17 protein-coding genes are annotated in these 20,448 nt (G+C 28.5%); 1 reads left to right on the top strand and 16 read right to left on the bottom strand.

The annotated features are described in order from the left end of the window. Positions 1 to 8: 8 nt before the first annotated feature. From CSPA_RS14600 to CSPA_RS14575, 8 genes are all read right to left on the bottom strand, one after another. The gene (locus CSPA_RS14600; RefSeq protein ID WP_015393080.1) at positions 9 to 1,025 is read right to left on the bottom strand and encodes an oxidoreductase; all 1,017 of its coding nucleotides are present in this window, start codon (positions 1,023 to 1,025) and stop codon (positions 9 to 11) included. 191 nt (positions 1,026 to 1,216) lie between these two features. Beyond that, a complete protein-coding gene (locus CSPA_RS14595; RefSeq protein ID WP_015393079.1) occupies positions 1,217 to 2,707 on the bottom strand; it encodes a BglG family transcription antiterminator in 1,491 nt (496 codons plus the stop codon). A gap of 143 nt (positions 2,708 to 2,850) precedes the next feature. After that, a complete protein-coding gene (locus CSPA_RS29555; protein WP_017810600.1) occupies positions 2,851 to 3,018 on the bottom strand; it encodes a hypothetical protein in 168 nt (55 codons plus the stop codon). Between the two features lie 64 nt (positions 3,019 to 3,082). Then, the gene (arr, locus tag CSPA_RS30995; protein ID WP_390624471.1) at positions 3,083 to 3,496 is read right to left on the bottom strand and encodes an NAD(+)--rifampin ADP-ribosyltransferase; all 414 of its coding nucleotides are present in this window, start codon (positions 3,494 to 3,496) and stop codon (positions 3,083 to 3,085) included. A gap of 381 nt (positions 3,497 to 3,877) precedes the next feature. Beyond that, complete coding sequence (locus tag CSPA_RS29160; RefSeq protein ID WP_077363164.1) at positions 3,878 to 4,021, bottom strand: HTH domain-containing protein; 144 nt, start codon at positions 4,019 to 4,021, stop codon at positions 3,878 to 3,880. Positions 4,022 to 4,204: 183 nt separating this feature from the next. Next, positions 4,205 to 4,990 carry a DAPG hydrolase family protein gene (locus CSPA_RS14585; protein ID WP_015393077.1) on the bottom strand — a complete coding sequence of 262 codons (786 nt, stop codon included), beginning with the start codon at positions 4,988 to 4,990 and terminating at the stop codon, positions 4,205 to 4,207. Between the two features lie 82 nt (positions 4,991 to 5,072). Then, positions 5,073 to 6,035: a 2-keto-3-deoxygluconate permease gene (locus CSPA_RS14580; protein WP_015393076.1), complete on the bottom strand. Its 963-nt coding sequence runs from the start codon at positions 6,033 to 6,035 to the stop codon at positions 5,073 to 5,075. A 177-nt stretch (positions 6,036 to 6,212) separates the two neighbouring features. Continuing rightward, a complete protein-coding gene (locus tag CSPA_RS14575) occupies positions 6,213 to 7,148 on the bottom strand; it encodes a flavodoxin family protein (protein WP_015393075.1) in 936 nt (311 codons plus the stop codon). Between the two features lie 332 nt (positions 7,149 to 7,480). On the opposite strand from CSPA_RS14575, the gene CSPA_RS14570 reads away from it, so the two are divergent. Beyond that, positions 7,481 to 9,994, top strand: a complete 2,514-nt coding sequence (locus tag CSPA_RS14570) for a GH39 family glycosyl hydrolase (RefSeq protein ID WP_015393074.1) — start codon at positions 7,481 to 7,483, stop codon at positions 9,992 to 9,994. Positions 9,995 to 10,121: 127 nt separating this feature from the next. Here the strand turns inward: CSPA_RS14570 and CSPA_RS14565 are convergent, their stop codons facing one another. The 8 genes from CSPA_RS14565 to CSPA_RS14530 all read right to left on the bottom strand — a co-directional run bounded on the left by CSPA_RS14565 (position 10,122) and on the right by CSPA_RS14530 (position 20,148). Then, positions 10,122 to 11,408 (bottom strand): neutral/alkaline non-lysosomal ceramidase N-terminal domain-containing protein, encoded by a 1,287-nt coding sequence (locus CSPA_RS14565; RefSeq protein ID WP_015393073.1) that lies wholly within the window; start codon positions 11,406 to 11,408, stop codon positions 10,122 to 10,124. A gap of 94 nt (positions 11,409 to 11,502) precedes the next feature. After that, positions 11,503 to 12,792, bottom strand: a complete 1,290-nt coding sequence (locus tag CSPA_RS14560; RefSeq protein ID WP_015393072.1) for a PTS sugar transporter subunit IIC — start codon at positions 12,790 to 12,792, stop codon at positions 11,503 to 11,505. Positions 12,793 to 12,829: 37 nt separating this feature from the next. Further along, positions 12,830 to 13,591 carry a carbohydrate deacetylase gene (locus CSPA_RS14555; protein ID WP_015393071.1) on the bottom strand — a complete coding sequence of 254 codons (762 nt, stop codon included), beginning with the start codon at positions 13,589 to 13,591 and terminating at the stop codon, positions 12,830 to 12,832. 91 nt (positions 13,592 to 13,682) lie between these two features. Next, positions 13,683 to 13,988 (bottom strand): AtuA-related protein, encoded by a 306-nt coding sequence (locus CSPA_RS14550; RefSeq protein ID WP_015393070.1) that lies wholly within the window; start codon positions 13,986 to 13,988, stop codon positions 13,683 to 13,685. A gap of 2 nt (positions 13,989 to 13,990) precedes the next feature. After that, positions 13,991 to 15,328 (bottom strand): acyclic terpene utilization AtuA family protein, encoded by a 1,338-nt coding sequence (locus CSPA_RS14545; protein ID WP_015393069.1) that lies wholly within the window; start codon positions 15,326 to 15,328, stop codon positions 13,991 to 13,993. A 540-nt stretch (positions 15,329 to 15,868) separates the two neighbouring features. After that, positions 15,869 to 17,218 (bottom strand): sigma-54 interaction domain-containing protein, encoded by a 1,350-nt coding sequence (locus tag CSPA_RS14540; protein WP_015393068.1) that lies wholly within the window; start codon positions 17,216 to 17,218, stop codon positions 15,869 to 15,871. Positions 17,219 to 17,351: 133 nt separating this feature from the next. Beyond that, complete coding sequence (locus CSPA_RS14535) at positions 17,352 to 18,098, bottom strand: SDR family oxidoreductase (protein WP_015393067.1); 747 nt, start codon at positions 18,096 to 18,098, stop codon at positions 17,352 to 17,354. Positions 18,099 to 18,729: 631 nt separating this feature from the next. Next, a complete protein-coding gene (locus CSPA_RS14530; protein WP_015393066.1) occupies positions 18,730 to 20,148 on the bottom strand; it encodes a glycoside hydrolase family 1 protein in 1,419 nt (472 codons plus the stop codon). Between the last annotated feature and the right edge of the window lie 300 nt (positions 20,149 to 20,448).

Genomic DNA, 20,448 nt, shown 5'->3' with positions numbered 1-20,448 from the left:
CAAGCATTTTATCTTAAGTCCCTTACTCCTGTTTCAAGTATTTCCATTTGCAATAAAACTTGTTCATCTGTAATAGTCTTAGCTTTATTATTTATTATAGCTTCATATAAATCATCGTATACTCGCCCATAATCACCATTAACAGATTTTACTTTTTCTTCGTGCATATCACCTTTATCATCTATATATGTAAGCACACCATAATGTGCAAAAGTATCAACACCAAAATCCTTATTATTAGGCATATAAAATGCTTTTAAATGCTCTTCTTGACGATCTTTAGTTTCTTTTACAAAACATCCTTTTTTACCATATACAACAAAACTAGGTCTTTCCTTTATTCTAAAATAACTTGATTTAACAGATATTTTTAAAATTCCATAATAAAGATCTAAATCAAAGTAATCATTCATTCTACCTGATCCCAATAATTGTCTAACATCATAATGAATATTATCTGGTTTACCAAAATAGCTTATCACTTGATCTAAAGTATGACATCCATGCCCATACAAGTAAGAGGCTGCTGGATCATAACTTGTAATTGCTTCAGGAACTTCTGGTCTATAATAATCAAAGTGCATTTCTATTTCTAATAGTTCACCAAGCTTTCCAGATTCAATAACTTTTTGAACTGTTAAAAAATCACTATCAAATCGTCTATTTTGATAAGGCTGCACAATTAGATTTTTTTCTTTTGCAATTGAAAATAATTCTTTTGCTTGTTCTGAAGTTTCCATAAATGGTTTTTCAACTAAACAATGCTTATTTGATTCTAATACCATTTTTGCATATTGAAAGTGACTACTATGAGTTGTACAAATCACTATTAATTGTATTTCTGGATCATTTAATAATTCATTTAAATCTGTTGTGTAATTTACACCTTCTATTCTATCCCATTTCTCATTTTGAGAATTTCTTTGATAAATTGTATTTACCATAATATTTTTTCTCTGTAATACAAATGGTAAATGATACCTATTGGTACTTTTCCCATTTCCTATATATCCAATTTTAAGCATAACTTAGCCTCCTCTTAAATAATTAAAATAATTTCGTTTTCTAATCTTATTATAGTCACTTTAATTTTCTCCATGCAAACTAAAATATTTCACTATTGGTAGTGAAATCACTTGAACTGCAAAATTCTTTATAAAAAAATAAATCTTATAATTCAAAATATATATTCTATAAATACTTTGAATTTATAAGATTATTTAAAACTAACTTTATTACTTTCAAGAAATTCTTCTATCATATTTATATCTGTATTTTCAATTTCAGCATTTATTCTCACAAAGGGAATATTAGCAATATCAACAATTGTAGATGTTGTAATTATAAAATCTATTCCATTAAGATTTTCTTCATTTTCATACATAAATTCTTGATAATCATAAACTCTGCATAAATTTATCTTTTCACCAAAATGGTTATTAATCTTATCCTTAATAAAAGTTATTATAGACTCATCATAATCACAAACAAGGATAGTATTTAACTTATATTTCCACAATCCACACATAGACACTAAGTGCATAGTAATATAAGCTAACTCTATTAAGCTTACATTTAAATTCAGTTCCTTCTTAATAATATGTTCAAATTCAAAAGCAATTTTATATTCTAGTTTATAGTTATCAACTACTTTTTCATCAATTGTATTTGCTATGAAATGTCTATGTCTAATACGATTTATCATGGGAGCCACATATAAAATCAATTTATTTTTATTATCCTGTTCATCCCCCAAATCTATTTTATATTTCTTGTAAACTTTATTAAAAAATTCTTCTATTATGCATACTGCTTCTTTTGTTTCAATATTTAAAATATTAGTTTCCTGAAGAAATTGCTTTGATTTAAAACACTCCTGTAAATTTAACCATTCATTATTTGATAAAGTGATTTCATATTTACTTTCCACTTTTTCTTTGATAGCAATAATAACTTCTTCTATACTTCCATTCACATAATCAGATTTTTCTATCTGAAATCCTAGCTGTTGCCGCTTAACTGCTACTAAAATTTCATAACAAAAAAATTGATAACTGTGTCCTGATAAATAATAATTATATTTTTGTGTTTCAGCTTTAACAATATGATAAAGTTCTCTAGCTTCTGTAATAACATTTTCTTCATTAAATAAGTAATTCCAATATTTCAGCACAGTACTAATATTAAGCTTTTTAGCCACAACCCAGCTAATTATATTTCTCTTTTCTTTTTCATCAGCCTTAAGTCTAATTCCTTTAATTAAAGAATAACTTATCCCTAAGTTTAAATCAGTCTTTAACATACTATTAATCAAAACAATATCATTATTTATAGTCGATACAGATACATACAAGGCTTCTGCCAATTCTTCAGCAGTAATATATTTTTTATTTATTAATTTTAGTAAAATATACATTTGTCTATCTACTGGAGAATTTGGCGTTTCAATTATATATTCATAATCCAATACTTTCCGTATAATATTATTTCTTTTTAAAATATCTTTATTCTTCTTATTTAAAAAATAACCACTTTTTACACTAGAATCAATTTCCACATTATATTCTTTTAATTGAACATTAATTTCTTTAATATCACTTCTTATTGTTCTAATAGTTACATTACAAATTCTAGCTAATTCATTTCCTGTTATGTATTCTTCTGCATTTAAAATTAAATTTAAAATATTTCTACGTCTTCGAGTCAAATTTTATTTTCACCTACCATACATTCAAATAGACCTTCTATTTAATATATTACAATTATCAATGTTAAATCAACAATTGTCAATTTTAGAAGGTCTCAAGAAATGAACTTGCTAGAAATATATTTTATGCTTGAATTTTTATTTTACCTAGTACTACTTTCTAACATTTCTGTAGTAACACCTGGAATAAAATGTTGACAATCTTGAGCTTTGATAAATCCTTTTTCCTTAAATTCATCTTTTAGTTCTAAATTAGATATCAGTGATTTTGGTGCATCAAGAGGCTTAAATTCAACGATTTTATTGTTCAAGAAAATATGTCAACAACATTCCAAAGTATATATTCATTTTTGATATTCTTCATTTGAAATATGTTCAATTAATAATTTCACCCTTGTTTTTAGCTAATTTTTCGCGCCATTCACGTCGCTCCGTAGTTGTCAGATTCGCCCACTCTGTTTCTTCACCAATAATTCTCAGAGGTTCTTGTGAGCGATAAGAGCGTGTTAAATTGCCAGGGAATTTTTTGTCAGTAACATTTGGGTCATTTTCAAATTCACCTGTTGGTTCTATTATGTAAACACGTTCTCTTCCTTCTCCTTTTGCTAATGTTGCTGCAAGTCCTGCACCATTGACATTAGCAGTGAAATAAATGTGGTTCATTTTAAGCCCAGGTTTGTAATTTGAATTTCCACCCGCGGTCAGTAAATCACCAACCTGCAAATCTGCCTTTGTTCCATGATAAAATGGTCCTTCATCAAAAGGTGCACCCTTATACGAATCTGACAGTTCATAATTTCTTTTTGCATTAGCAGAATCACACAACTCCTCATAACATTTGGCAATGTTTAAATATAAAGTTGAGTATGCACTCCTAACATTTTCATCATCAATATTTAGTGCACACTGTAAAGATGTTTCCATCCATTTCAATTTGTCTGTAATACTCTTTTGTTGACTAGCTAAATAATAAGCAGAAATAAATCTATCATAGTCGTCTGTTGCTTCCTGCCATGCTTTATAAAACATCGTTATTGCTTCTTCAATGTTTCCACTACTCTCCAATGCCATCCCACTCATACATAGTTTAATAACGTCATTATTTGGATCAAACTTTATATTCATATAATCTTACCTCCAAATGGTCAAAAATATTACTACTTCAAAATATTACTTTAATTGAGCATTAATCTCTTTAATATCACTTCTTATTGTTCTAATAGACACATTACAAATTCTAGCTAATTCATTTCCTGTTATGTATTCTTCTGCATTTAAAATATCTCTACGTCTGCGAGTCAAATTTATTTTCACCTACCATACATTCAAATATACTTTCAATTCAACATATTACAATTATCAATGTTAAATTAACAATTGTCAATTTAGAAGGGTCTAGAAAATGAACTTACTAGAAATATATATTATGATTTAATTTTACCCAGTACCACTCCTAACTAGATAAAATCGCTCTAAGGGCAATATAGCTTTAATAATCTATATTGTTACTGGTTTGTTTTCAGATATATATTCCAACTGTCCATTTTCTGATACTTTAACTCTTAAATCACATTGAACATTTTGAGATAAATCTGGATGATCCCTCCACAGATCATAAAGCTTTGGAAGAAAAACTGGCCACATAGCAGCCTCATATTCTGCATGAATTGCTCTATCTTCATTTGTTGGCATTGAATCAAGGGAGTCTTTAATGAAAGATGGAGGTTCACTAATTCTAGTATTTATTGCTGCAGAGGTCACATGAATTATTCCTCCTTCAACATTTTCCCACATATGAATGTTAATATCTACTATTTCATTCTTATCATTAAGAATGCCTTCTACTATCACATGCTCAAGTGCTGTTGTAAACGGAAACCAATTTAAATCAAATCTATTGATCACTACTCCATTTCCACCGAATACAGGTCTTCCTGGAACCATTGCTTCTGAAATCATATGTTTTGAATTTATAAATCCATATTCTACAGGAGATTTTACCCAACTAAATCTCTTATGTGCACCTGGTGCCCATAGATAATAGCATTTCTCCATATTAGCCCAAAACCAATCTAACATTTCTGCAGTAACACCGGGAATAAAATGTTGACAATCTTCAGCTTTAAAAAATCCTTTTTCCTTAAATTCATCTTTTAGCTGTAAGGTAGGTATAGGTGATTTTGGTGCATCAAGAGGTTTAAAATCAAAGATTTTAACCTTAATATTATCTTGAAAAGGCATATAAGTTTGTCCGCCATTAGGTATATAATTCATATTTTCCATATTATCAAATCTCCTTCTAATATAATTTAATAGTACCTCAAAAGTTTAGGAACATGAGTAATTTATAGTGTCTTATAGATTATTAAAAATTTGCAGAAACTATTGACCTTTCAAATTCTTTTTTATTAACAACTTTTTTAACTAGCCAAGGTGTTACAACTGCACTTATCACTACTACAAAAGCTAGTTGCGCTGTTGCCTCATTTACATATTGAAGGTAACTTTTATCGCTTTCAGCCATTAAACTCGGAACTGTCATAGCTAAACCTGCAACACAACTTATTGCAGTTGATGAATGTCCTTTTTGCTTAAGCACCTTTGTATCAATCAAATATAAAGGGATAAAATTAAAGATCATATAAACTACAAATAACAGCATACCTTTTCCAATTGAGTGAATTGCTAAGCCTAGATTAATATTTGCTCCAAGGCAAAAGCCCATAAATGGAATTAATACCTTTACTCCATCCTTTGAAAAGCTTCTTATCTTTGGATCTAGACATCCTAAAAGCATTCCTACAATTAAAGGTACAATGGTTGCAATTATACTCTTATAATCTAAACCATTTCCATTTGCAAATCCTAAAATACATACTGGTATAAATGGAAGACCAATTACGTTTAACAATACATAATTAACCTTATCAATTTCATCCCCATAATCATTCATAAGAGCTATGTATAATCCAGGATTGCAGCTTGTTAAACAGGCAACCCAAGCTAATGTTGATATACCTAATATCCCATCCATTCCAAATAGTTTCATTATTAAAAGCCCAAAGACAATCCCAATAACAACTTTTAAACCACTTAGTATGCCACCTCTTTTTAAGCAAAGAAGTATTTGTCTAGGTTTAATTTGAATGCCAGTAAACACCAGCATCATTCCAACTACGCACATGGTTCCCTTTCCTGTAAAAGTAGCAGTTAATGGATTCCCTACCTGCAAAATACTAGGCATAAATGTATTAATTATTGCTGCAATGGCCATTGGTACGACCATCATTCCTCCAGGTATTTTCTGAACACGTTCTAAAATATTCATTTATTTCCAATTATCCTTCTCTCTTTATTTAATTATATATATCTGTTCAAATAATCAATGTTCAAATGTACATTAGCAGGTAGTTTTAATTACCTGCTAAATACTTAATCTCTATATACTAAAAATCACTATTGCTTTCATATCCGAGATTTAACAATTCAATTTTAATCTTATTAATTATCTCGCTGGCTTACTTCCGCTAATAAAATTCTTATAATTTTCCAAACGTTCTTTATATTCATCTGATGTTTTTAATTCCATACTTATTGCAACAGTCTTCTTTATATCTTCAGCATGAATAAACTTTCCTGATAAAGTATCATGAGCATGTTCTAATTGTTCTTCTGGAAATTCAAAGCTTACCTTACCATCAACAATTTTAACTTCACCTTCAATACCACACATACAACATACAGCATGAGTAGATTCTCTATCTAGGAAGAAATTTCTGCTATGACAATGTGGACAAACTCCTTCTTCACCTTTATAAGTAGCATTTTCAATGTCTTGTGCTGCTTTTGCAATATTAATACCAATTTGATGTACTTTTGCAACTTTATCTTCATCAACAACAATTCCTGTTGACCAAGGGAACACAGTATTATCTATAACCTTCCACATCGGAGTCAAAGCTTGTATTGCTGAATCACATTGGAATCTTGTAACCCAATCAGAACCACCAATTCCTATATATGAAACAACTTTATCTTTTAATATTCTTGGATCTGGTGCTTTTCCACCTGTTGCTTCTGCAATCTTAGTTGCTACAACATTATTTCCTCTATCCATTCTTGGTCCAAAACGATCTCTAATTGCAAGGAACATACTTGGCGCGCCTTTGCAGAAAATTGGATTTGAGAAAATTACTCCATCTGCATCTAACATCTTATCTAGTAACCAATCAAAATCATCTTTAAGTACGCACATATTTCCTTTTCCACTCATAAGCGAATTAACGCAAGCTGTACATCCAGTACAATGCTTTATATCTAAGTCTAATAAATGAACAAATTCAACTTCTGCTCCCATTTCCTTTGCAGCCATTAAAGCTTCTTTACACATGGCATCATTATTGCCGTCTTTTCTTCCACCTGAAATACCTAAAATCTTCATATTCATGCCTCCATTTTTTATTCGTGTAAATATTTACACCACTTGTTATTATTTTAACATTTAATATTTACATAAAAAATCTATTATCATAATTTATTAACTACAATTTTATATTCATTTTGTTTTATAAAATAAACTTCTTTTTTATAAATATTAAATTTTTACAGTAAAAATATTAAAATTCTACAGTTTAAATATTTTTTGAGTGAATTTATTACTACTAAATGGTATTATATTTGTATTAAGAATTTATTTAATATTATATTGTTAACAAATTAACCTTAAACTCTTAACTCATAATTCTTAATTCTTAACTGTCTCAAGGAGGTTTTATGAATATAAATCATGAACTAGTAAATTTTAATACATCTTCTCCTTTGCAATTTTCTGTTCTTGCTATTGAAAACTTAGAAAGGTATTGGCATCAAAGTATCGAACTACTATATGTATTATCTGGTAATGCTCAAGTTTATTGTCGTAATACTCAATATAATTTGCGTGAAGATGATATTATTCTCATAAATATGTTTGATGTTCACTCTGTATCTGGTAATAAATGTGAAGTTTTATCTTTAAAAATTGATTTTTCTGCATTAGATCCTGAGATTTCTCATTATTCTCAAAAGCGATTTAATTGTAATTCTTCTATAGAAACAGATAAAACAAAATTTACACCATTAAAAAAGCTTATTGCATTAATTATAAAAAATAATATTAATCCAGTAGATAGCATAGATCTTTTAAATAAATCTTATATTTATAAATTATTATACTTATTAACCACTTATTTTAAGGGGGAATACAATTCTAATTATAAAGATACAAACAAAAACATTGAAAGAATAAAAAATATAGTAAACTACATAAATGAACATTATAGAGAAAAAATTTCTTTGAATAGTTTAGGCGAAACCTTTTTCTTATCAACCCCTTATATTTCGAAAATTTTCAAAGAATATATTGGCCTTAGTTTTAGTGATTATTTAACAGAAATTAGACTTTCTCATGCTGTAAAAGATTTGGCTAATCCTAATTCAAAAATTGAATATGTTTCCGAAAGAAATGGTTTTTCTAATACACGTTCATTTGTAGCTGCCTTTAAAAATAAGTATAATTATCTTCCGAGTAAGTATCGTAAAAAAGAAGAGACTAATTATATTAGGCAAAAAAGAAATATGACAGAAAGTATTAATTACTTTGCTTTAAATCACAATACCTCATTTAATCGTTTAGTAAATTATCTTCCTAAAAGTAATATTTCAGCTGAAATAAATAAATCTAACACTGAGATATATGAAATAGAAGCAATAGATACCTCTGTAAAAGGCATTCCATTAAGACATACTTTTAAAACTTTAATAGGTATTGGAAAAGCAAAAAATATATTAATTTCTGAAAATCAACATATGCTAACAGAAATGCAAAGAGATATAGGCTTTAAATATATACGCTTTCATGGCTTATTAGATGACGAAATGATGTTTTATTCAGAAAATAAAGCAGGAGCTCCTGAACTGTGTTTTACTTATATTGATTTAGTCATTGATTTTTTACTTTCAATTAATATAAAGCCTTTTATGGAACTTTCTTTTATGCCCAAAGAACTTGCTTTGGATTCTAATCGTACAATGTTTCTTATTCCATCTGTAATAAGTCTTCCAAAAAGTATGGATAAGTGGAATTATTCCATTGAAATCTTAATTAAACATTTTATATCTCGCTATGGAAGAAAGGAAGTTGAGTCTTGGCCATTTTTTCTTTGGAATGAACCAGATCTAACAAAAATGTTTGGATTCGAAAATAAGAATGATTTCTTTGAATTCTATAAAGAAACCTACAATACTGTGAAGAAAATAAGTCCACTTATTAGCTTTGGAAGTTCTCCAGTATTTTCAGATACTATAGCAGGTTCGAACGATTGGATAGATACTTTTATGGATTATTGTAAATTAAATAATTGTTTACCTGATTTTATAAACATGCATTTTTATCCAATAAATTTATCTGGAGAAGATCCAACTACTCTTTCACAGAAAGTTCATGCAGAAATGAGAAGACGTCTTGTATATATAGAATCTGAAAATGCTCTAAAAGAAAATATTAATCGTGTTAAAAATAGAATAAAAGCTAACAATTGGAACACAGATAAATTATATCTAATTGGCTGGAATTCCTCAATTTCTCATAATGAATTACTAAATGATACGGTGTATAAATCAGCATATATTGCTAAAAATATATTAGAAAACTATGATAGCCTTGAAAGTTTTGGCTATTGGCAGGTATCTGACTTTACCGAAGAAGTAAAAATAAGTGATCAATTATATCATGGAGGTCAAGGCTTTTTTACATATAACAGAATTAAAAAATCTCACTATTACATTTTTCAAATGCTTAGTAAACTTGGTGATAAATTGATAAAAAAAGGAGATGGGTTCTTTATAACAACAGATGGAAATAATATTCAAATAATGCTATATAATTATGAGCATTTTTCAAAACTATATGCATCTGGTGAAATATTTGATCTTACTTTTGCTAATAGATATACACCATTTTCAAAACAAAATTCATTAAAAATAATTCTACCATTAAAAAAACTTTTTGAAAAGAAATATCAGATAACTGAAACTATTGTAAATAAGTCATATGGAAGTTCTTTTGACAAGTGGCTTGAATTAGGAGGTCTTCCTTTAGAGCATCTTGAAGATATTGATTATTTGAAATTTGCATCTCTTCCAAGGATTCAAAAAAGGATAGAAACTGCTGAAAATAACATTTTAACAATAACAGCAGAATTAGAGCCTCATGAAGTTCGTTTTATAGAAATTAAAGCTGTATTATAGTAATTTTATAAAGAAGAAATAATTCCTATTATAGATATAAAATTAGAATTTGGTTAATACTTAAACTTCACCAAATTCTAATTAATTCTTTTTAAATTTCAAATCTACCAAAATACGCCATTTCCATTCATTGTATTTGCTTTATAATATCTAAAGCAAGTTTTTCTCCTTCTCCCTTTGCTAATACAGTCAGCATAACCTCAAAACATCCATTTTCATAGGCTCTCTGATCAGGTATATAACCTATATATCCGTTACTATAGCATGTGATTAAGATTGTTTTATCCTTAAAAGCTCCTTTAATCTTATCTCCAAGTGATGAAAATAATTCTCCAGGAATATAGACAATATATATATTATCAAAATTAATTATATTTATTCTTACTTCAATTGTCTTTATATCCTTTAAGCTCTCTGCTAATTCTAAATTTCTTTTAGCTCCTTCAAGTTCATAATACAATGGCTTAATTGTATTCTTATCCAAATTATTATCTAAAGCATTTTGAATTTTATCTTTAATTACAAGAATTTCATTTTCTATATTTTCTTTAGTCCTTGTCTCTTTTATATTAAGAAAAAGATTTTTATGGGTTTGTTTTATATTTGAAAACTTCAAGTTGTTTTCTTCATATTTATTAGCAATATTCAATATATTTTCTCCAAGCTCTCTGCCTATTCGTTTTACTTCATTGAATGAAGACTCCCTTTTAGTAAATCTTGTACTTATATTTCCACAAGCACCATTGTTGAACATTGCTAAAACTATATTATTTGCTTCTAAAAACTTTGAAGTTTCTCCTGGAAAATCTGCTGAAATAAGCTCATTACTTTTTTCTAAAATCGTTGGGTGACAGGCAAAATTGTATATAACAGCCTGCTTGTTACTCTCAGTTTTTATATGTAAAACCTGCAACAAATTATCTATTTCATTTTCCATATTATTTCTGTCTGTACATATACCTTCTACTACATCTTTGCCATATGAAATAGTGAAATTTTCAGTGGAGCTTATACATCTTTCAACACATAGCATTATCTTATGAATTATTTCTTCAGCTATATATTTATCAAAATCTCCAAATGTTTTTTGATATCTTTTGTTAATAGCCTCTTTTGTATTAACAATCCCACCTATAGCTGAATGTGTATGAATACAGCTAATATTTACATTTTCGTATTTAATATTAAATTGCTCTTTTAAACTCCCTTTGATTAAATCACTAAGATAATAATCAATTGCTAAAAGATCCAATTGTATTAATATAAAAAGTTCCTCTTCACTCTTAAATAAAATAGTCCTTACATATAAATCGTCATTAATTCCTTTTGAAATTCGACCTCCATATCCGGCCATAATTGTTTCTGGTTTTATAGATATCCTTTCCTTTGAGAAAGAAGTTTTAATAGAATCCATCGATATGCCCGTCTCCCTTCTATAATACTTTTATACTCCTATATTTTAATGCACTGTTTGATATAATAATTAAACAGTGCATCTTCTTAATTTATTAGTTTTCCATTTGTTCTGCTTCTTGTTTTAATAATTCTTTATCATAAATTTTAAAGAAAGGATAATATATTACAAAAGCAATTGTAGTTAAAACGCACCATAATATAATTGCTTTATAATCTAAAGTTCCCAAAAATGCATAAATAGGTCCAGGAGTAGTAAATGGTGGCTCTACAACAGCTTTAGCAATAAAACCAAGTTTAACTGCAAAATATGCTATAGATATATTTATCATTGGGATAATGATAAATGGAATTGCCAATATTGGATTCAATACAAATGGTAATCCAAATACTAAAGGTTCACCTATATTAAAAATTGCTGGGAGTAAACTTACTTTTCCAATTGCTTTTAAATGAGCACTCTTACTTTTTAATGCCAAAACTGATGGAGGTATATTTGTTATTGCAAAGCAATATATAAATATACTTGTAAATATTTGTGTTGGATTTTGTCCACCAGTGGATAATGCTGCATTTGTCATAAGATTAGCCGTCATAATCGGAGTAAGCAAGCTCATCATAATACTACCACCATGTACTCCTAAAAGCCAAAACAATTTCATTAACAACACACAAATCAATATAAAAGGAAGCGTATCTGCTGCATTAAGTGCAGGTGTTAATAATTTATTTATTACTTGTGGAAACGAAAGATTAAATGTTAACTGACAAAACACACTTATAGAATAAAATATAACAATACAAACTAATAATGGTATTATCGAATCAAAAGATGCAGCTACAGCCGGTGGAACACCATCTGGCATTTTTATAGTAATTTTTCTCTTCTTCAAAAATCTTATTATCTCAACAACAACAAGTGCAATAATTATTCCACTAAATAATCCCTTAGCATCCAAATAAGTAACTGACAACATAGATTGAGGTACTTCCATGCCCTTAGGTATGATACTTTGTGCGGGTGCACAAATCAATAAAAATATAACCCCAGCTATAACGCTTGCACTTATTTCTTCTAATTCATATTGTTTTGCTAAGCTATATGCTATAGCTATTGTAGCAAAGAAAGCCATTATTGCCATCGTCATTGTATACGGTAACAAAAGAATCCCTTGAACCTTAGGGCTCCATGCAAAGACATCTTTGTTTACAGGTGGTGCTGCAATTATCATAAATAATCCACCTATAATAGTTAAAGGAACTACACTCATCATACCATCTCTAACAGCTTTTAAATGCCTTTGCCTACTAATTTTATCTCCAATAGGCATCAATTTACTTTCCAGAATATCATTAAATTTCTTCATAAAATTATTGTTTTCCATTTATATTCCCCCATGCTTTAGTATAATTTCATAACTTTTATAATTTACTTAACAGCTTGTAACTAATTAATTTTATATCATTGTTTATTAAAAATTCTTTTATTTCATCACTAGTTAATACCTCTAATTCCTTTTTACGGTTTATATTATAGCTTGATATATTTTTTAAATCTTCATCTACAAATCCCGGATGTGTCATTATTTCCAAGGTAGATTTACTATCTTTATACTTATTTAATATATCTTTTAGTCCATCTTCATTAGCATTCTCATTATAAAATTCCTTATTGAAATATTGAGTCATTATTACTGTCTTTTCTTTTGTATTTTCAAACTTATCTGTATTTCTTCTTAAAGGTATTTTATATTTTTCAGCTAAATCGAGTATAATTTTAAATATTTTTTTATCTATTGTATTGAATCCATGATGAACATCTAAATGATCAAGCCCAAGACCTGTTTTTAAAAACTTTTTAATTTGTTCCTTAAGTTCATTTTCTATTTCTATGTAATTGTATGGTGTTGGAATAATATTAGGATTTTTGTAAAAGAATCCATTGGAATCTACTATACTCTTTACTTCCTCTATTTTACTTACAGGTCTAAGGGCTGTAATATTTAAATGAACTCCCATTGTTTCTATTCCAGCTTCCTTAGCTAACAAGACACTTGTGTCAAAATCTTTTGAATTAACCATTGCTGAGGTATCTGTTATTATTCCTTCTTTCATTCCCGTAATTATTCCTTTAGATACACCTAATGTTAAACCAAAGTCATCTGCATTAATAATTAAATTCATATTATTTCCTCCAATATTATAGCAAGCTCAAATAAAATCAAAATATTATATATTAGCTATAATAACTGTTATTAATTATTCAAAATTTTATTTAATCACTTAATTCTATTTCTAATAATAATGAACTCAATGACTTTCCATGCGGATCTATTGCTAAAGAACGCGTAACTCCTCCTCCTAAAGCATTTTCCATTACAAAGTTCAAAGCTCCAAGACTTTCTATTTCATATCTAGTTATTTTACCTTTTACAATATTCACAAATTGTTTCTTTACCTTTTCTACAGTAACTTCTTCTTTAATTTTTTTATAATTTTTTTCATCATATACAATAACTGAAATAACTGAAATATCTCCCTTATCTCCAGTTCTTGAATGTGCAATTTTTCTTAATTTCATTTTTATACCTCCTCATACTGAACAGATATTTTTATATCCTCTGCTGGAATTAGAATTGATACAATTGAAACTACTTCTCTTACATATTTTCTTGCACCACCACCACCAGCTGGCCCATTTGTGTAAAGTGCTTCTACTTCATTTCCTATAACTATTGCATCCTTTTTAGTTAATGTTCTGGCTGCAACTCTAAGTCTTACTTCATCATAAGAAGCTTTTTCTTTTAAACTAGAGTCATATAATGAATTTACACCAATATAATCTATTTTTAATTCTTCAATAGGGAGCTTTACATATTCCAATCTCTTTTTTATTATTTCTCCTGCTATTTTTGCTCTTTCATAAGCTCCTGTACCGCCATAACTTATTTCACCCTCACCAATGTAGCAATCTTTATAGCCAACACTGGTTTTATATAATTCTGTTGCTGCTTTTCCACTTGCACCTTCAACTAAAATTTCATCTCTTCCTATTTCTTTAACTCTAACTTTAGAGAAATCTGCAATTACATCTGGAGTAAAATACTCTTCTGGATCTTGAATCTCATATAAAATTTGTTCCTTACAAGTATCTACTGTAACTTGTCCACCAGCTTGTTCTAATTTTGAAATAACTATATGTCCTTCTTCATTTATCTCTCCAATTGGAAAGCCTAAATTCCAAAGATCTTTTATTTCCTTATAAGGTGGATCAACAAAATACCCTCCCATTACTTGAGCTGCACATTCTAAAAGATGTCCTGCTAAAGTTCCTTTTCCTAATAAGTCATAATCATCAAATCTCCACTTAAACTCATATACTAATGGTCCAAGTACTAAGGATGGGTCTGCAACTCTTCCTGTAACTACAATATCGGCTCCATTTTCTAAAGCCTCAACTATGCCTTTGCAGCCTATATATGCATTTGCTGATATAATGTTTGAAATTGATTTTAACTTTTCACCTGTTTCAATAACTTGATTTTCTATATATTTCTCAATATTATCACTAATATCATCTCCTAAAACTGCTGCTATTTTTATGCCACTAATCTTCATGTCCTTAGCCATTTCTTTTATTACCTTCATTGCTGAGATTGGATTTGCACTTCCCATATTAGTTATAACTTTTATATTTTTTTCTTTTATTAATGGTAATACTTTTTCCATTCTATATTCCAAAAGTTCATTATAACCTTTCTTATTATCAGAAAGCTTTTGCAATTGTCCAAGTGCAATAGTTCTTTCTGCTAGACATTCAAATATAATATAATCAAGCTTTCCATACTTAATTAAATCAACTGCAGGCTCAATCCTATCTCCTCCATATCCAGCTCCGCCACCAATTCTAATGCTTTTCATTTATATTATCTCCTTTATTTAATTCTTCACTTTTATTTAAAGCAATTATTATGCCAACTTATAATTATTTTATTATTTAGTCTTTAATTCTTGTTATAATGCTAATTCATAAAATCTAATAAAAATATAAAATCCTAAATATTAAAACATAAAATTCTAAAATTTTAGAATTTTATTTATAAATACTTATATAACAACAATTTAAATGTCTACAGAATCTTAATTATAGCTCTATTCTAATAAATTAGAATTCCAATATATAATTTCTAAATTTTTAGAATTAGTATTCTTCTAAAAATTATTAATAAAAAAAGTAAACCATTACCCTATAACTTTATATAAGATAATGACTCACTTTTTTATTCTTTAGGCAAATAATCAAGCAAAATCTTGGGATAACTTTTCGAATTAAAAAAATATAGGAATTTACAATGAAGGATGAAATAAATAATTAAGAGAAATGCCTTGCATTTCTTACCTAAACTGTAAATTGTACACTGTAAATTGTAAACTAAGAAAGGCGTAACCTTTTGTTCTCCTCTAACGGAGATTTTGCATTTTATTATATAAGGAAGCAAGAGATATTCCTAATGCTTCCGCAGCCTTTTTCTTTCCTTCTAATGTGTTACCATAAATATCAATAACTTTATTAATTTCCTTTTCTTCAAATTCTCTGACCGCATCTTTTAATAGTCTTACATTTATAACACTTTCTTTTATACCTTCTATTTGAAGCTTTTTAGGTAAATGTTCAACTCTTATTAAAGCTTCATCCGTCATCATAACGCCAAACTCAATTATGTTTTTTAATTCTCTAACATTTCCTTCCCATTTATAATTATACAAAACATTAAAGGCTTCTTCTGAAAGTTTAACTTTCTTATTAAATTTCTGTTCTGATTCTCCCAAAAAATAATTTATTAACGGTTCAATGTCACCCTTTCTCTCTCTTAAAGGGATTGTATCTATTGTAAAAACTGCTATTATATAATATAAATCTGCTCTGAATTCTTTGTTAATTATCATATTTTCTAAGTTTCTGTTAGTTGCTGCAATAATTCTAACATCTATAGATATTTCATTAATAGCTCCAATTGGCCTTATAATATTTTCCTGCAACACTCTAAGCAGCCTTGCTTGAAGATTATAATCCATTTCTGAAATCTCATCTAAAAAAATAGTTCCACCTTCTGCTTTTTGAAAAAGCCCCATTTTTCCACCTTTTTTAGCTCCTGTAAAAGCGCCTTCCTCATATCCAAAAAGCTCACTTTCTAGAAAATTTGCTTCAAATGTTGCACAATTTATAGCTATAAATGGTTCATCTCTTCTATCACTTCCATTATGTATTGCTTGAGCTAATAGCTCCTTTCCTGTACCACTTTCTCCTGTGATAAGTATGTTTACCTTCTTTTTTGCTATTTTCTTTCCAAACTTCTTCAATTCTTCTGTTTTGGTATCTTCTCCAATTATACTATCAAAAGTATATTTTGCCTTATCATTTGCTTTTATCTTTTTCTTTAAATCCTTAATAATCCGCTTGGAATTATTTAATTCCTCCATTAGTTTATAAATATCATTTATCTCATTTAAAATGGATATTCCTGCAACAACTTCTCCATTTTCAAATACAGGAACCATATTAACAAAATACTCTACATTGTTAACACTTCTTTTAATCCCCAAAAGTTTTTCACCACTTTTAATTACCTCTGGCAATCTACTTCCTATTCTAACATCTCCAATTTTTCTTCCTATTATATCCTTTGCTTCTACTTTAGTTATTCTCGTATATGCTGGATTTACATATACAACATTATTATCTTTGTCTGCAATAAGAACCCCATCATACAAGGAATCAAATATAGAACTATTTAACTCTCCAAATTTCATAGTTATACTCCTCTTATGGCTATAAAATTTTTTTTAAACTTATCAAGTAATTTTCTTACTATATCCGTTTAAGCTCTTCATTTATTTCGATTTACCAATAACAGTGGCAATATCATAAAAAATCTATACTACATTACTTATCATCAATACTATATTTCCAATTCCAATCATTATGATAGATCATTCTTTTACTCATACCACCATCTATAACAAAAGTTTCTCCCGTAATAAAATCATGCTTACAAAGGAACAGAATCATGCTAGATATATCTTTAGGAGTCCCAACTTTACCAGCTGGCAATGCTGCAATATCCTCTTTACTAAAACTTTCACTCTCATCAACATCAATCCATCCTGGCGCTATACAATTTACCAACACATCAGGACCTAAAGACATAGCTAAAGCATGGGTTAATGCTACAATTCCGCCTTTTGTGCTAGCGTAAGCCTCGCTGTCAGGTTCTGATTGAAAGGCTCTTGAAGATGCAATATTTATAATTCTCCCCTTATTTTTTATAAGTTCTTCTTTACATAGACGGCTAAGCTCATAAGGTGCTTTTAACCCTACTGATAAAACATAATCAAAACCATCATAATCTAAATCTGATAAAATTCCTTTATTTCCTTTACAAGCATTGTTAACAAGTACATCTATCCTACCTAGTTTTTCTTTTGCAAATTCAACAAAGCCTTTTAAATTATCTGATTTAGAAACATTTCCATGATAGAAATATAAATTTTCATATTTCTTAGAAAATTCTTCACCTAAGTCTTTGTTAAAATCAATAAAACAAACTTTATCGCCTGCTTCTAAAAAATCTATACATGTTTGTTTTCCAATACCATGAGCACCACCTGTTACTAAAATTCCACGTTCCATATGCGTTTCATAAACTTATCCATATATATTGCAATTGTTAATGTTCAATTATCAGCTAACAGCGAAATCCATTCAAGATTTTTTGAATTGAATTGTATACTATACTCTTAATTAGAATTTATATATAAATTAAAGATAAGTTTATGCTCCTCCTCTCTTTTCAATTATTATCATTTATTTAGACTTTGTTAAATAAATTCAATATAATATTTAATTCATTCATTATATAGATATCTAAATTAATAATCAAATTTATAAATGGAATATACATGCATCATTGAGAAATTATAATCGTAACACTACACTAGAAATTAGATACATTTTTCTGGAATCAGGCATGTGAAATTGAGCTGATGATGGTTATTAGTTGAAGGTTGTTTCATTTTCTGCTTGTCATAAATTTACTTTAGGAACATGCAGAAATGGGTGCAACCTTCCACTTAGAACCTTCCAGCGAAAATTTCATTAGTCCTGTGGAAGATAAATGTATCTGATTTCGGCAATTGTTCCATAAGTCTAATTCTTGCATTGTATATCTATATTAACAATACAACAAATTTTGAGGTTTAGTCAAAAAACCACTAATCAAATTTAAACTGATTAGTGGTTATAATCTCTTTTATATTACTTATTATTCACTTAAATCTTCACCATTAGTAGAAATAACTTTCTTGTACCAATAGAAAGAATCTTTACGATAACGATCTAAAGTCTTCATATCAAATTCATCTCTATCTACATAGATAAATCCATAACGCTTAACAACACCTTCATGAGTTGAAACTAAATCAATTGCAGACCAAGGACAATATCCCATCATATCTACTCCATCTGTAATTGATAAACGAAGTTGTTCAACATGCTTTCTTAAATATTCAATACGATATGGATCATGAATTGAACCATCTTCTTCTAATTTATCATAAGCTCCTAAACCATTTTCAGTTACTATTAAAGGTAATCTATATCTTGAATAAATTTCTCTTGCAGTAGCTCTAAAACCTTCAGGATCAATTTCCCATCCAAATTGCGTTGTTTGTAAATTAGGATTTTTGAAGCTCTTACATACACCTGGTTCATCCATACCTCTTTGTTGATCTTTTTTACCTGCTGCATCTTTTTCCATATTATAACCTTCAACCGTAGCTGTACTGTAATAATTGAATCCAATAAAATCTGGTTTTCCAGACGCAAGAATTTCCATATCACCTTCTTGAATTTCTGGAACAGCATCAATTTCTTCTAAGAATGACCAAACCAAATTATTGTACTTACCATATACAGCCATATCTAAGTATAACCAATTACGAATTGCATTTAAATTTTGAGCTGCTAAATTATCTTCAGGTTTACAGCTTGCTGGATAAACTAATGCTATATTTGGAGCTGGACCAATTTTAGCATCTGGGATCATTTCGTGACATAAAGCCATAGCCTTTGCTTGAGCAACTAGCATATGGTGATTTTGTTGATATAATTCTTTTCTTATATTTGTACATCCTTCTGGTATCATTGTTGTACCAATAACATCTCCCATTAAAGTCAATACATTTTGCTCATTAATAGTTAGCCAATATTTAACTCTATCTCCAAAGTTTTCATACATTACTTTTGCAAAATTTACAAACCAATCAATTGATTCTCTTTTAGACCAACCTCCACGTTTATCTAAAGCAGCTGGCATATCAAAATGGAACATTGTAACTAATGGAATAATATCGTGTTTTAAACATTCATCTATTAAATTATTATAATATTCTATTCCTTTTGGATTAACTGCGCCAGTTCCTTCTGGAATTAATCTAGACCAAGAGATAGAAAAACGATATACCTTAAAGCCCATTTCTGCCATTAAAGCAACGTCTTCTTTATAACGATGGTATTGATCTGCACAAACATCTAATTCTGAAGTTCCTTCAGGTACCTTTTTTATATCTTGACAAGATGGTCCTTTACCATCAATTAAGTTAGCTCCTTCAACTTGATAAGCTGATGTTGAAGCTCCCCATAAAAAATCCTTTGGAAAACTTTTTAAATTCTTATGTAACATATTAAAAACCTCCATTTATATTTGTTCTTAATTAAAGTAAATTAAGTCATTATTTTTTGATTCTAATTTCGTTTCTCACCCTTAATATACCATAATCGACTTTCTATTTGTGGTCTTTTGAGTATTTTGTGACAGAAGCTTAGTATTTAAAATTTGTTTTTTTATAAAACATCTTGTTTTTTCATTCTATAATTTAAAAATAACTTATTGTGAAATTATAATTACTAATAGTTGTTTTATTAGCTAGAATAAGATATTTTATTAATAAACCTACAATTTAAGTTAAATTAAAAGAATATG

The organism is Clostridium saccharoperbutylacetonicum N1-4(HMT), assembly GCF_000340885.1.
Classification (GTDB): Bacteria; Bacillota; Clostridia; order Clostridiales; family Clostridiaceae; genus Clostridium; species Clostridium saccharoperbutylacetonicum.
This window is presented reverse-complemented; position numbering and strand designations above follow the sequence as displayed.